Raw genomic sequence first — 14,447 nt, forward strand, 5'->3', positions numbered from 1 at the left:
TCTGCCCCGCTGTCGCGTCGCCCGCACGTATCATCGGCCTGGTGGCACACCGTGGGGGACACCGTTAGCGGCATCCGGCCCGTGCCGGCGCTACTCACCGAGAACGCCGTGCGGTATGGCGAAAAGCTCGCCTTCGCCGACGACCGGCGACAGGTGAGCTGGGCCGGCCTGGCGCGACGAACCGCTCAACTGGCCGCCGGCCTCGACGTCGACCGCGGCGCGCGGGTGGCTTTCTGCCTGGACGGTGGCGTGGAACTCGTCGAAGGAATCCTCGCCACCACCAGGGCCGCGGCGATCGGTGTGCCACTGAACCCACGTGCCACCGACACCGAACTGGCGGCCCTGCTGGCCGACTGCGACCCGGCCCTGGTGGTCACCGACCAGCGGAACCTGCCGCGCGTCACCCGACTGGCCCCCACCGCGCGGGTGATCGACGACCTCACCGGACCCGAGCCCCCACGCGACGACCTCGGACTGGACGAGCCCGCCTGGCTGCTCTACACCTCAGGCACGACCGGCACTCCGAGGGCCGCGGTGTTCAGCCAGCGGTCCGCACTCTGGTCCCCGGTCGCCTGCTACCGACCGCTGCTGAAACTCTCGCCGGAGGATCGCCTGCTCTGGCCGTTGCCGCTGGCACACACCTACGCCCACTCGCTGTGCGTGCTGGGCACCACGGTAGCCGGGGCGAGCGCGCGGATCACCACGGAACCGGCCGCGCTCAAGCATGTGATCGGTGAGTACGCACCGACCGTCCTGGCCGGGGTTCCGCTCATCTACCAGCAACTCCTCGACGCGGGCCTCACCACGGTGCCGTCCCTGCGCCTGTGCGTCACCGCCGGCGCACCGAGCGCTCCGGAACTGCGGGAGCGTGTGGAGACACAGCTCGGCGCCCCACTGCTCGACGGATACGGCTGCACCGAGACGTGCGGCAAGATCGCCATGGAGACACTCGACGGGCCGAGGGTGCGGGGCAGCAGCGGCCCGCCACTGCCCGGCATGGAGGTCCGGCTGGTCGACCCGGAAACCGGCGAAGACACCCCGGAAGGCGAGATCTGGGTGCGTGGTCCGGGCGTCATGCTCGGCTACCACAATGGGTTCGAGGCGCTCACAGACGGCTGGTACCACACCGGTGATCTCGGCCGGTTCGGCGAACACGGCTGCCTGACCGTCACAGGACGGGTGAACGACCGAATCGTCCGCGGCGGCGAGAACGTCGACCCGGCGGAGGTCGAGCGGGTGCTGGTCGGCCTGCCCGGTGTGCGGGACGCGGCCGTGGTGGCGAGAGCGCATCCGCTGCTCGGTGAGGTGCCGGTGGCGTTCGTGGTGCCGGCAAAGGAAAACCTCGACCCGGTCGCGGTGAGAAGGGCGTGCGCGGAGGTCCTGTCCGCACACAAGGTGCCCGACGACATCCTGTTCACACCGGCCATTCCCCGCACGGCCGCCGGCAAACCACGCCGGGCGGTGCTGCGTGAGGCACTCGCCGAACGCCCACCCGAGCCGGAGTTCGCCAACCAAACCCGAGCCGCACTGCTCAACCTGGTACGCAAGGAAACCGCCGCGATTCACGAGGGGGAGGCAGACCCAGCCACCGCGTTCGCAGACCTGGGCCTGACCTCGATGGGCGCGATGACCCTCTGGCAACGACTCAGCCAACGCACCGGCCTACGCCTACCCGCGACGCTGGTCTGGGACCACCCAACCCCAGCCGCGGTGGCGGCATACCTCGAAACCCGCCTGAACAGCAGGACACCCACGACAGTTCACCCACCCAACCCGAGCGAAAGTCCCACTCGTGCGCCCGGGGGCCCCCCGGTTTCCACGCTATCGGGGACCACCGACACTGAAGCGGGTGCCGAGGGGGTTGTCCACAGCCGGGAAACTGTGAGTCGGAGCGAATGGGCCATTCGTATCTCCGGGGGCCCCCCAATTTCGACGCTACCGGAGGGCACCGACAGTGATGCGTCTGCGGAGCGGGTTGCCCACAGCCGGGAACGTGTGAACCCGAGCGAATGGGCCGTTCGTGTCCCTGGGGGTCCCCCGATTTCCACAGTATCGGAGGGCACCGACAGTAACGCGGGTGCCGCGGGCGTTGCGCACAGCCGGGAACCGGTGAGTCCGAGCGAAAGTCCCACTCGCGCGCCCGGGGGCCCCCCGGTTTCCACGCTATCGGGGACCACCGACACTGATGTGGGTATCGAGGGGGTTGTCCACAGCCGGGAAACTGTGACTCGGAGCGAATGGGCCGTTCGTATCCCGGGGGGTCCCCCGATTTCGACGCTACCGGAGGGCACCGACAGGGATGTGGGTGTCGAGGGGGTTGTCCACAGCCGAGATCCTGTGAGTCGGAGCGAATGGGCCGTTGGTATCCCTGGGGGTCCCCCGATTTCCAATCTACCGGAGGCCACCGACAATTCTGTGGCGATCGTGGCCGCTGCCTGTCGTTATCCCGGTGGGGTGCGTTCGCCCGAGGATCTTTGGCGGTTGGTTGTCGATGGCGTGGACGCGACCGGGGAGTTCCCGGACGACCGGGGTTGGGACATGGCCGCGCTCTACGACCCCGACCCGGACCACATTGGCACCACCTACACCCGGCGCGGTGGCTTCCTTTACGACGCGGCGGATTTCGATCCGGTGTTCTTCGGTATCTCGCCGCGTGAGGCGTTGGCCACCGATCCGCAGCAGCGCCTGCTGCTCGAGGTCGCGTGGGAAACCCTGGAACGGGCCGGGATTCCCGCGCCGGACGTGCGCGGCACCAGCACCGGGGTGTTCGTCGGGCTGATGCACGCCGGTTACGGCAACCGGATGGCGCCGCACGAGTTGGAGTCGCAGATCGGCATCGGCTCGGCGGCCAGTGTGGCGTCCGGGCGGCTCTCGTACGTCCTGGACCTGCGCGGCCCGACCATGACGGTGGACACGGCCTGTTCGTCCTCTTTGGTCGCGATGGACCTGGCCGCGTCGGCGCTGCGGGCGGGGGAGTGCACCCTCGCGCTGGCCGGCGGGGTGACGATCATGTCCAGCCCCAACCCGTTCATCGCGTTCAGCCGGCAGCGCGGCCTGTCGCCGGACGGTCGGTGTCGGTCGTTCGCGGCCGGCGCGGACGGCACCGCCTGGGGTGAGGGCGTTGGCCTGGTACTGCTGGAAAAGCTGTCGGACGCCCGGCGCAACGGCCACCCGGTACTGGCCGTGTTGCGCGGGTCGGCGGTGAACTCCGACGGCGCGTCGAACGGGCTCACCGCCCCCAACGGTGCGGCACAGCGGGAACTGATCCGGCTGACGCTCGCAAAGGCGGGACTGCGTCCGTCCGATGTGGACGTCATCGAGGGGCACGGCACGGGTACCGCGCTCGGCGACCCCATCGAGGCCAACGCCGTGCTCGCCACCTACGGGCAGGGCCGCGACCCCGCCGATCCCGTCTGGCTCGGCTCGGTCAAGTCGAACCTCGGGCACACCCAGAGCGCCGCCGGGGTGGCGGGTGTCATCAAGATGATCGAAGCGATGCGGCACGGCGTCCTGCCCCGGTCGCTGTACGCCGAAGAGCCGTCGTCGCATGTGGACTGGTCGACCGGCGCGGTGGGACTGCTGGACCGGGCACGGCCTTGGTCGGCACGGGAACGGCCACGCCGGGCGGCGATCTCGTCGTTCGGCATCGGCGGCACCAACGCACACGTGATCATCGAGGAACCCCCGGCGGACTCGCCGACGGGCGGCACACGCCAGTTCACCACAGCCCCGTTGCTGGTCAGCGGCAGCGACGAGGCCGGTCTGCGTGCCCACGCCGACCTTCTGGCCACCGCGCTGGCCAACGCGAACGCGCTGGATGCCGCGTACTCGCTCGCGACCACCAGGACACCGCTGTCCCGGCGTGCGGCCGTGACGACCGACGACCCTCTCACCGGCTTGCGTGACCTGGCCGCGGGCATCGACAACCCGGCGGTGCGTACCGGCACGGCACGCAACGACGTCCGGCTCGCCCTGCTCTGCGCGGGACAGGGCACGCAACGGCTGGGAATGGGTCGCGCATTGGCGGCCTTCCCCGTTTTCGACCGGACGTTCAACGAGGTGTGCGAGGAATTCACGCCGTTCCTCGACCGGCCGCTGCGCGAGGCCATCGCCGATCCGGAGTTGATCAACCGCACCGACTTCGCACAACCCGCGCTGTTCGCCTTCGAGGTCGCCGTGCACGCATTGCTCGCCGAGTGCGGGGTGTGGCCGGACTACCTGGTCGGCCACTCGATCGGTGAGCTGGCCGCCGCCCACCTCGCCGGCGTGTTCTCCCGCGCCGACGCCGTGCGGCTCGTCGCCGCGCGTGGCCGGCTGATGGCCGCCCTGCCACCCGGCGGTGCGATGGTCGCCGTGCGCGCGTCGCTGGCCGACGTGTCGAGCCGGCTCTCCGACGTGTCCGGTCGGGTCGCGATCTCGGCGGTCAACGGACCGAACTCGGTCGTGCTGTCCGGTGACGAGAACGCGGTGACCGAACTGGCCGCCGCCCTTGGGGGTTCCGCCACCCGGTTGCGGGTGAGCCACGCGTTCCACTCGCCACTGCTCGACCCGATGCTGGACGAGTTCCGCGAGGTCGCCGAAACCTTGTCCTACCAACGACCGTCCGTGCCCGTGGTGTCCACTGTGACCGGTCAACCCGAACCGGACCTGATGGCCACCGCGGAGTACTGGGTGCGGCAGGTACGCGACACGGTCCGGTTCGGCGACGCGGTGGGGTGGCTCGCGGACGCGGGTGTGACCGCGTTCGTCGAAGCGGGCCCTGTGCCGGCGCTGAGCGTGCTCGCCGAGGAAAGTGTTGCGGCGGAAGCGGTGTGCACGTCGTGTGCGGACGATGTGCTCGCGGCGCTGGCGGCGCTGCACGTCCACGGCGTGCCGGTCGACTGGCACGCGGCGTATGCCGGCAGCGGCGCTCGGCGTCTCCCGCTACCCACCTACCCGTTCCAGCGGCAGCGCTACTGGCTGGACACCGTCCGGCACCCTGTCCCGACTGGACATCCGCTGGTGGGAGAGCCGCGACCGGACGCCGACGGCCCCGAGGTGCGGCACTCCGGCGTTCTGTCCACCGCCCGCCAGCCCTGGCTCGCCGACCACATGATCGGCGACCGGGTACTGGTGCCCGCCACGGTGTTCACCGAGCTGGCTTTCCACGCGTCCGGCGCCGACCACTTGGCGGAGCTGACGTTCCACACACCGCTGACGCTGTCCGAGCCGGTCGAGATCCAGGTGGTCACGCGGGACAGTTCGATCACGGTCTGGGGCCGCCCGGCGGATGGCACGGAAGCGTGGACCAAGCACGCCACCGCGACGACCGCTCCGGCCGCCGCGCCGCCCGATCCCATGACCTGGCCGCCCGTCGGCGCGGAGGAGATCGCCGTCGACTACGCGCGACTCGCCGCCCAGGGCCACCACTACGGGTCCGCTTTTCGTGCGGTGACCGCACTGTGGCGGCGCGGCCACGACCTGTTCGCCGAGCTGACACTGCCGCCTCAGGAAGCGGTGACGGCCGGCTCGTACACGCTGCACCCCGCGCTGCTCGACGCGGCACTGCATGCCGCGCTGCTGGCCGACGGACCGGGGGAGCCGCGGGTTCCGTTGGCCTGCAACGGCCTGACGGTGTACGCGAGGGGTGCCACCGCCGCCCGAGTCCACCTCGTGCGGCTCGGCGAGGACGAGGTTCGCGTCACGCTCACCGACCAGGCGGGCCGGCCGCTGGCCACGATCGAATCCCTGGTCACCCGGGCGATCCCGACCCGCGCCCCGATGTACAGAGTGGACTGGCGGCCAGCGCAGGTCGGCGAAACGGCCCCGCAGTACGAAGTACTCGACGTGACAGAACTCGACGTGCCGGACACCGACCTGCCCAGTCGGGTCCGAGTGCTCGTCACGGCCACGCTGGCGCGCGTGCGTGACTGGGTCGCCGGCACGCGGCCGGGTCGACTCGTGGTGCTCACCCACAACGCCACCGGCGACGATCCGGACCTCGCCGAGGCCGCGGTGGCCGGGCTCGTGCGCAGTGCCCAGTCCGAGCATCCCGGCCGGATCGTGTTGGTCGACGGTCCTCGGCCGGCGCTGGAGGAGGCGCTGCGGACAGGCGAACCCCAGGTCGCCATCCGCGACGGGGTCGTCGTGGTGCCCCGACTCACCACTGTGGACCCGACAGCCGGTCCCACGCTCGCAATCGATCCACAAGGGACTGTCATGGTCATGGGCGGCACCGGCGCGCTCGGCGCGAGCCTTGCCCGGTACCTCGTGGCCGAACACGGGGTCCAGCACCTGCTGCTGGTCAGCCGAAGCGGCCGGACCCCGGACTGGGCGGCCGACCTGCCGGTGACGGCGGTCGCGTGCGACGCGAGCGACCGGGCAGCCGTCCACGCTCTGGTGGCGTCCTGCCAGCCGCCGTTGACCGCGGTGTTCCACCTCGCCGGAGTGGTGGCCGACGGCGTGGTGGACGGCATGACGCCGGACCGCGTGGCGACCGTCCTCGGGCCGAAGGCCGATGCCGCGTGGTACCTGCACGAGGCGACCAAGGACCTCGGGCTGGCCGCGTTCGTGCTGTACTCCTCGGCGGCCGGCGTGCTCGGCCGGCCGGGACAGTCGAACTACGCGGCAGCCAACGGTTTCCTCGACGCGCTGGCCCGGCACCGCGTCGCGTCCGGCCTGCCCGCGCAGGCACTGGCCTGGGGACCATGGTCCACAGTAGACGACGAAGGCATGGCCGGCCGCGTCGCGCGGCACCACCTCGAAGGCGGGATCAAGCCGGTCACCGAACAGGAAGGCGTCGCGCTGCTCGACGCCGCGCTGCGCACACCGGAGCCGGTGCTGGTGCCGATCCCGCTCGACCTCAAGAACCTGGACGGACCGCCGATTCTCGCGGACCTGTTGCCCAAGCGTCCGAACCAGACCGAGCCGTCCGCGCCACCCGCCGCGGACAGACCCGGCGCATGGCGCGACCGTCTCGCCACCGTGCCCACCCACGAGCGCGAAGCCGTACTGACCGAACTGATCCGTGCCGAGTTGGCCTTGGTGCTGGGCTTCCCGGACACGTCGACGTTCCCAGCCGACCGCTCGTTCCCCGAACTCGGCTTCGACTCGCTGAGTGGGCTGCAGGCACGCAACCGGCTCAGCGCGTTCACGCGTGTGCGGCTCGCGGCGACGGTCCTGCTCGACCACCCGACGCTGCCGGCACTGACCGCACACGTCCACGCGGCCCTGCGTGACGCACTGCCGGAGCCCGAGCCGGCACCGCCGTCCTACGGGTTCAGCGCCGTGTACCACCGCGTGCTGCGCGAGCAGGGACCGTTCGAGGCAATGGCGTTGCGACACTTCGCTTCCTACGCGATGCCGACCTTCGGCCTGGCCGACCGTGCCCGGTATGCCGTCGAGCCGGTCCAACTCGCCGACGGCGACGACACCACGCTGGTGTTCGTCCCGGACTACCTCACGCCCTACCACCGCGTCCCCAGCGGCCTGGCCAAGCAGTTCGACGGCGAACGCGACCTGGTCCTGTTGGAACACCCCGGTTTCGGCGAGCGCCGCGCGGTGCCGGACAGCGTGACCACGCTCGTGCGGACGCACGCCGACGCGGTGCGTGCCCTCGGAAGACCGGTCGTGCTGGTCGGTTTCTGCGCCGGCGGTGCGATCGCCCACGCCGTGGCCCACGACCTCGCCGCATCGGGGCGACCACCGGCCGGCCTCGTCCTGCTCGACTCCCATGTGGGCGTGCTTCGCCGCGACGACCCGCGCGGGCTGGCCCTGATGGCCGCCGGCGCCGCCCTGCCGGAGGACACGCAGCTCGACGACTCGCTGCTGATCGCCGGCGGCGGGTACGCCCGGCTGCTCGCGGACTGGGAGCCCGAACCGGCACCGGTCCGCACGCTGCTCGTACGTTGTGCGCCGACCGACCACATGCGACGGACCGACCCCGACCGGGACTGGCGTCCACAATGGCCGCTGCCGCACGACACCGCGGACGTCCCCGGTGACCACTACTCCCTTGTCCACCACGACGCCGGCACGACGGCAGCGGCGATCCGCGCCTGGCTGGGAACAGGAGACGTCGCATGAACCCGGACTACGACCTGATCGTCGTGGGCGGCGGCCCGGCCGGCTCGACCGCAGCGACGGCCGTGGCCATGCGGGGACACCGGGTTCTGTTGCTGGAGCGGGAGGTCTTCCCGAGGTACCAGATCGGCGAGTCGCTGCTGCCCGCCACCGTGCAGGGACTGTGCCGCATCCTCGGTGTCGCCGACGAGGTCGACCGGGCCGGCTTCACGGTCAAACGCGGCGGCACGCTGCGCTGGGGCCGCGATCCGAAGCCGTGGCAGTTCTCCTTCTCGATGACACCGCGCCTGCCGGAGCCCACCTCGACCGCCTTTCAGGTGGAACGCGCCCGCTTCGACGAGATCCTGCTGCGCAACGCCGGTCGCGCCGGGGTCGACGTGCGCGAGGGCAGCGCGGTTCGCCGGGTCGTCGCCGACGGCGAGCGGGTGCGTGGCGTCGAGTACACCGACCCCAGCGGCACAACCCGGACGGCGCACGCCACGTTCGTCATCGACGCGTCCGGGAACACCAGCCGGATCCACGGCCAGGTCGGGGACGCGCGTGTGTACTCCGACTTCTTCCGCAACCTGGCCGTGTTCGGCTACTTCGCGGGCGGACAGCGGCTCCCGGAACCCAACAGCGGCAACATCTTCTGCGCCGCGTTCGACGCCGGCTGGCTCTGGTACATCCCACTGCGCGACGACCTGACCAGCGTCGGCGCGGTGATCGCACCGGAGCACAACCCGGCCGTCCAGCGCGATGCCCGTGCGGCCTGGCAGGACATGATCCACGCCTGCCCGGAGGTCAGCGAGCTGGTGGCGGGCGTGCCCGTCGCGACCGAGCCGCCGTACGACAAGGTGCGAGTGCGCAAGGACTACTCGTACTGGAAGAACTCCTTCTGGACGCCCGGCATGGCGCTGGTGGGCGACGCCGCGTGCTTCGTGGACCCGGTGCTGTCGTCGGGCGTGCATCTGGCGACCTACGGCGCCCTGCTGGCGGCGCGTTCGGTGAACGCCAGCCTGGAGGGCAAGGTGCCCGAGAACCGTGGCTTCGCCGAGTTCGAAACGCGCTACCGGCGTGAGTACGGTGTGTTCTACGAGTTCCTCGTTGCCTTCTACGACATGGAACGCAACGACCAGTCGTACTTCTGGCAGGCGAAGAAGGTCACGAAGGTGGACGCGGGCGAGGCGGCCGCGTTCGCCGAACTGGCTGGCGGCCTGGTCTCCGGCGACGCCGCGGTGGACCCGTCACAGCTCGGCGCCCGCTGGGGTGCGGCCTCGGCGGAACTGGACAACGCGGTCGACCGCCTGGCCACGACGGACGACCGCGTCAACCCCCTGCTGGCGTCCCGCGTCGTCGGCGAAACCTTCCGCACCGGCAACGACCTCACAGATCAGGCCCTGTACGGCGACCCGGTCGTCCACAACGGACTCTCAGTCACCGAGGACGGCCTGTCCTGGACCGAGGCTTGACGGCGCTTGCCCCCAGGTCAGCACCAGTAGCGTACGTAGCTGAAGTACTGGCGTAGCGCCCAACCGCTGCCCAGGTAACCGCCGCTCGAGGTGTAGAAGTTGCCCTCGATCCAACCCGTGTGGCTGGGGGAAAAGCCGCTGTTCAACAGGTCTCCGGTGATGAGATATCCACGAACGTTCCCGCCTGGCGCGTCGCGGTATGTGCCGTCAACCCCGGTGAACACGTACTGGTATGTCGGGAATTCGCACCTGGCGGTGGTGGCGGCTGATGCCGTTCCCGTGGTGACGAGCCCCATTGTCACCATCAGGGATATCGCGAAGGTCATGATACGTCGAAGCAATGTTCGTCCTTTCATGAATGCGTGCCCGACCTTCTCGCTTTTACGCAATCATGAGCAAGGGGCCACCCATGAGAATCACCCCGGTGGGTTACCGCAAAACGTTTTACCGGTGATCAGGACGGCCAGTTCCGGAGGGTGACGTCCAGTGCGTCGAGGAGTCTGTCCCATGAGGCCTCCACGTCGCCCGAGTAGTCGAAGCCGCCCGACCGCTCCAGGCTCACGAAGCCGTGGAAGGCGCTGTGCAGCAACCGCACCGCGTGGTTCTCCTCGCGTTCCGGTAGGTCGTAGCCGCGCAGGATGGCTCGGGTCATCTCCGAGTGCCGGCCCGCGGCGCTGGTGGCCGCGGTTTCCGGATCGAGTCGCAGCTGTCCGGCCGCATAGCGCCCCGGGTGTTGCTTCGCGTAGTCCCGGTACGCGGTGGCGAACGCGATCAGCGCCTGCTTCCCGGCCCGGCCGGCCAGTGCTTCGGCGACCCGGTCGGCCAGCTCGGCCAGCGCCAGCAGTGCCACTCGAACCCGCAGGTCGTGGGCGTTGCGGATGTGCGAGTACAGGCTCGCGTCCTTCACCCCGAACCGGCGCGCGAGGGCGGAGACGGTCACGTTCTCGAAGCCGACATCGTCGGCCAGTTCGGCGGCTGCCTCGGTCAGACGCTCAGCCGTCACTCCCACGCGTGCCATCTGCCTAGGATACATAACCATTTGCCTAGAGGTATTAGTCTGGTGCCTATGAGGTCGGTATCAGAGCGCGACATCCGCTCGTCGTTCGTGAACTGCAGCAAAGGGGAGGCGAAGCGGTTGGCCATACCCAGGGACCTGGCCGAGTGGCCGTGGGACGACCTGGACTTCCTCGGCTGGCGCGACCCCGCGGCGCCGGAGCGGGCCTATCTCGTCATGGAGGCCGGCGACGGGTTGGTGGGCATCGTGTTGCGGCGGGCCACGCCGCCGGCCGGGCGGATGCGGCGCAGCATGTGCTCGCTGTGCCTGACCACCCATACCGGCGACGGTGTGTCGCTCATGACGGCACGCAAGGCCGGGCGCGGCGGGCAGTCGGGCAACTCGGTGGGCGCCTACATGTGCACCGACCTTGCCTGCTCGCTTTATCTGCGGGGGAAGAGGGACGCCGGGCCGGGCGGGCGGATCCACGAGTCGTTGGCGTTGCCGGAGAAGGTCGAGCGGACCATGGCCAACCTCGCCGGGTTCGTGGACAAGGTGATAGAGGACAAGATCAGCGCAACCTGGAAGTAGCCGTCCGGCGCGGATTGCACTAGTTATGGCAGTGATCCAAACCGGATCCTCAGGTATTCTATTTTGACTGTCATTTTGCGCCCCCCGCGCCGGAGAGGACGAGATGATCAACGACTTCGGCCGGCAGCGCAACGTGATCATCGTTGGCACGGGTCTGGGTGGCGTGGCCACGGCCATCCGACTTCTCCAGTTCGCCCGGGAGCCGGTGCGGATTCTGTTACTCGAAAAGCGTCCCGAATATCGGCACGCCGGGTCGGCATATCATGCGGAAAGCAACCACTGGCATCACGTCTTCAATATTCAGGCCGGTCGGATGTCGGCGTTCCGGGAAGACGTCGACGACTTCGTGAACTGGGCCAACCACGAGGCGGACCGCACGGGCTGGTCGGCCGAATGGCGTGACTTCACGTTCACCGAGTCCGGGCCCGCGCCACGGCGAATCTATCCCGACTATCTCGCCGACCGCCTCGCCCAGGCCGCACGCGAGGCGTTGCCTGGCGTCACGTTGGTCGAGGCCGACGGTGAGGTCGTCGATCTGGAGGTGTCCGGCGAACGGATGGAGGTCGTCGTCGAGAACCTTTCGCTGCCTTTCGGTGAACAGGCCACCGAAAGGGCGGTTCTCGAGGCCGACCATGTCATTCTCGCGACCGGACTGGAGCGGAAATATCCGTCTTTCGCGGCCGGCGTGCTCGACCACCCCGCGTTCGTGCGGCACCCGTATTCGGCGGACGGACTCGAGCGAATCCTCGGCCTTCCGCGCGACGCCGCCGTGGCCGTCGTCGGTTCGCTGCTCAGTGCGTACGACTCGGCCACGCTGCTCCTGCGTCGCGGCCACACCGGCAAGATCCACCTGATCTCGCGCTCCGGCCTGACGCTGCGGACCTACCCACCCGATCACCAGCACCGCGTCTTCCAACTGCCGCCGCCGCGACTCGGCCCCTACGTCGGACAGGAGGAGTTCGTTCGGAGCCTGCGGCGCGAATGGGAGCAGGCCTGCGCGATCGTCGTCCGCGATCATCCCGACGTGTCGGCGGCGGTGGTGACGGAACGGGTTTCCAAGGCGTGGGAGCCGTATCTGCCGGACATCATCGCCGGCATCCCGTCCGCCGATCTCCGTGCCATGCTCGACCGCTACGGAAGCCTGCTGGCCGTGCTGCGCGTGGGCGTCATGGCCTACACGGCCGGCACGGTCGACGCGGCGATGGTCAAAGGAGGTCAGGTCGAGGTCGTCGCCGGCAAGGTCGAGGAGATCCGCGACGCCGGCGCGGACGCGCTGGCCGTGCTCGTCTCCGGGCAGCGGTCGACTCAGCGCATCGAAGCGGATCTCGTGATCTCCAACTTCGGCCGGGAGTCGAACTACGAGCGTGCCGACTCCAGGCTGTGGGCGAACCTCCTGCGGAAGGGAATCGCCTGCCCGCACCGGCGCACCGGGCGTGGCGTCGAGGTGGACGACCGCGGCAACCTGGTCGGCTCGGCAGGTGTCCCGTCCGGGCCGATCTCGGTGGTGGGCAGCCCGCGCGAGGGCGACGAGATCGTCCGGAACGGTAGGACGGGTGCGTTCACGTTCAACCTCGCCGCGATCAAGAACCATTCGGTGGAGGTGGCGGCGACCGTGCTGTGCCAGCTCGAGTCCTGCTACGACGAGGCCGCGACGGTCGTCGACGCACTGGAGCTGACCGAGGCGTTCGCGCACGCGACCACGCTCGACGTGCACCGCATGACCGCCCGTCGCCGCGACGACCGCCAGACGTTCGGCGCCCGCCTCGACGACAGCCTCCGCACGATTCACGACATCACGGCTCGAGAAGGCGGATCTCCCGTGACCGACCGCGCATTGCGGTTCGTCATCAGCAAAGCCGCCGCGACGAGGTTGAAGGACCTGTCCGTGACGCCGCGAGATCTCCGCGCGCACCTGGGCATCGAGCGCCGCTGAGCGACGACGCATACGAGGAGATGCGTGCGCGCTGACCCAACTGCGAGCCTGGCGGCATGGCTGACACCGCGGGCGCTCGTGAGATCTTCGGGGTCCTGCTCGTCGATTCGGCATCGACGAGCGTGCGCGGAACCTGCAACCACACCAAGGAACCCGTCCCCGGCGCCGTGCTGGTCGCCGAACACCTCGGCCCGGAACTCTACGACGCCATCGTCGCCTCGTCCGCCGTGATCTGCGCCGGCGGCGGACGGACCGGCCACATGGAATCCCTCTGCCGCGCACGGGGAATTCCGGTACTGCGTGTCGACCGGCCCGAGCTGGACCGCCTCACCGGCCCGGTCACGGTCCGGACCGACCGCCAGTCGATAACCCTCGGCGACGTCGAGACCCCGACGCGGGCCCAGCGGTCCCTCGACGTCACACCCGGCGACCTCGGCTCGATCTGCGTGGTCATCGCCGACGCGACCGACATCGAGGCGACGAACGCGATCAGTCCCCGGATCGAGGAGCTGACCAGGTTCTTCCTGCGTGAGGAGTTCGCGTGTCTCTTCGCGGGCCTGAGCCCACTCGACGCACTGAGGGCGGGCCCCCGCGAGGCCGAGGAGTACGGCATCGCCGTCGGATCGGAACTGTGCACGATCGCCAAGGAACTCCTTCCCGGCCAACGTCTCGTGATGCGCCTGCTCGACCTCCGGTCGGACGACGCCGCCCAGATCACGACCGGCGTCGAGGTAGGACCCGAACCGAACCCCGACCTCGGCCTGCACGGCGCGCGGTGGTTGCTGAGGGAACCCCACTACCCGCTGGCGTTCCGGGCACTCCGCGCCCACGTGCGGGAACGCCTCGGCCCGGACGCGGACCGCCTGAGCTTCGCGGTCCCGTTCATCAACGACCACGAGGAGTTCGTCCGCCTGCGGCTACATCTCGACCTGCCCGACGACGTCCCGCTGTCGGTCTTCGTCGAGACACCCGCCGCCGTGTACTCCGCGTCGGCCTTCTGCTCAGCCGGCGCCAGCGAACTGTACGTCGGCACCAAGGACCTCGTGCAGTTCTACCTCGCCGCGGACCGCAGCAACCACCTCGTGGCCTCCTCCTACCAAACCCGCCACCCGGCCATCATGGCCGGACTGCGCCAGGTCGTCACCTCGGCCCGCCGCGCCGGCACCCCGGTCCACGTGTTCGCACTGGCCGCCGACATGGCCCACTACGTCCACAACATCCCGGCGAACGGCTTCATGATGTGCACCGGAGAGGTGCGGCAACTGGCCCGCCCGAGCGCCGCTTAGCGCTGTGCCGAGCAGGGCTCCGGTGACGTCGGGGTGCACGAGTGTCCCTTTCGCTCGGACTCGTCGTCGAAAGTTGTCCACAGGGCCCCGCGACCAGGGGTTTTGTCTCTGCCGGTTGGTACGATGGCCTC

Annotated in this window: 7 protein-coding genes; 5 read left to right on the forward strand and 2 right to left on the reverse strand. The window is 69.8% G+C overall.

The annotated features are described in order from the left end of the window. The first annotated feature begins 51 nt into the window (after positions 1–51). Both VF106_RS47660 and VF106_RS47665 read left to right on the forward strand, forming a co-directional pair. Positions 52–8,064, forward strand: a complete 8,013-nt coding sequence (locus tag VF106_RS47660) for a beta-ketoacyl synthase N-terminal-like domain-containing protein (RefSeq protein ID WP_330846741.1) — start codon at positions 52–54, stop codon at positions 8,062–8,064. Then, positions 8,061–9,512, forward strand: coding sequence for a tryptophan 7-halogenase (locus VF106_RS47665; RefSeq protein ID WP_330846742.1), 1,452 nt, complete (start codon positions 8,061–8,063; stop codon positions 9,510–9,512). The genes VF106_RS47660 and VF106_RS47665 overlap by 4 nt, the downstream gene beginning before the upstream one ends. 17 nt (positions 9,513–9,529) lie before the next feature. On the opposite strand, the gene VF106_RS47670 is transcribed toward VF106_RS47665, so the two are convergent. Both VF106_RS47670 and VF106_RS47675 read right to left on the reverse strand, forming a co-directional pair. Further along, a complete protein-coding gene (locus tag VF106_RS47670) occupies positions 9,530–9,838 on the reverse strand; it encodes a hypothetical protein (RefSeq protein WP_330846743.1) in 309 nt (102 codons plus the stop codon). A gap of 128 nt (positions 9,839–9,966) precedes the next feature. Continuing rightward, complete coding sequence (locus tag VF106_RS47675; RefSeq protein ID WP_330846744.1) at positions 9,967–10,530, reverse strand: TetR/AcrR family transcriptional regulator; 564 nt, start codon at positions 10,528–10,530, stop codon at positions 9,967–9,969. Between the two features lie 48 nt (positions 10,531–10,578). Here VF106_RS47675 and VF106_RS47680 point away from each other — a divergent pair, with 48 nt between their 5' ends. The 3 genes from VF106_RS47680 (at position 10,579) to VF106_RS47690 (ending at position 14,316) form a co-directional block, all read left to right on the forward strand. Next, entirely contained in the window at positions 10,579–11,097 is a 519-nt protein-coding gene (locus VF106_RS47680; protein WP_330846745.1) for an FBP domain-containing protein, read from the forward strand. Between the two features lie 103 nt (positions 11,098–11,200). After that, on the forward strand, positions 11,201–13,030 hold the full coding sequence (locus VF106_RS47685; protein WP_330846746.1) for an FAD/NAD(P)-binding protein: 1,830 nt from the start codon (positions 11,201–11,203) through the stop codon (positions 13,028–13,030). A gap of 56 nt (positions 13,031–13,086) precedes the next feature. Continuing rightward, entirely contained in the window at positions 13,087–14,316 is a 1,230-nt protein-coding gene (locus tag VF106_RS47690; RefSeq protein ID WP_330846747.1) for a putative PEP-binding protein, read from the forward strand. Positions 14,317–14,447: the final 131 nt, after the last annotated feature.

Origin of the sequence: Actinophytocola sp., from assembly GCF_036378875.1 — a bacterium.
Taxonomy (GTDB): Bacteria; Actinomycetota; Actinomycetes; order Mycobacteriales; family Pseudonocardiaceae; genus Actinophytocola.

What these genes read in the sequence shown, in the direction of transcription:
- VF106_RS47685 (WP_330846746.1), top strand. Translation starts at nt 11,201, where the DNA reads ATGATCAACGACTTCGGCCGGCAGCGCAACGTGATCATCGTTGGCACG.
- VF106_RS47690 (WP_330846747.1), top strand. Translation starts at nt 13,087, where the DNA reads ATGGCTGACACCGCGGGCGCTCGTGAGATCTTCGGGGTCCTGCTCGTC.
- VF106_RS47670 (WP_330846743.1), bottom strand. Translation starts at nt 9,838, where the DNA reads ATGACCTTCGCGATATCCCTGATGGTGACAATGGGGCTCGTCACCACG.
- VF106_RS47665 (WP_330846742.1), top strand. Translation starts at nt 8,061, where the DNA reads ATGAACCCGGACTACGACCTGATCGTCGTGGGCGGCGGCCCGGCCGGC.
- VF106_RS47675 (WP_330846744.1), bottom strand. Translation starts at nt 10,530, where the DNA reads ATGGCACGCGTGGGAGTGACGGCTGAGCGTCTGACCGAGGCAGCCGCC.
- VF106_RS47680 (WP_330846745.1), top strand. Translation starts at nt 10,579, where the DNA reads ATGAGGTCGGTATCAGAGCGCGACATCCGCTCGTCGTTCGTGAACTGC.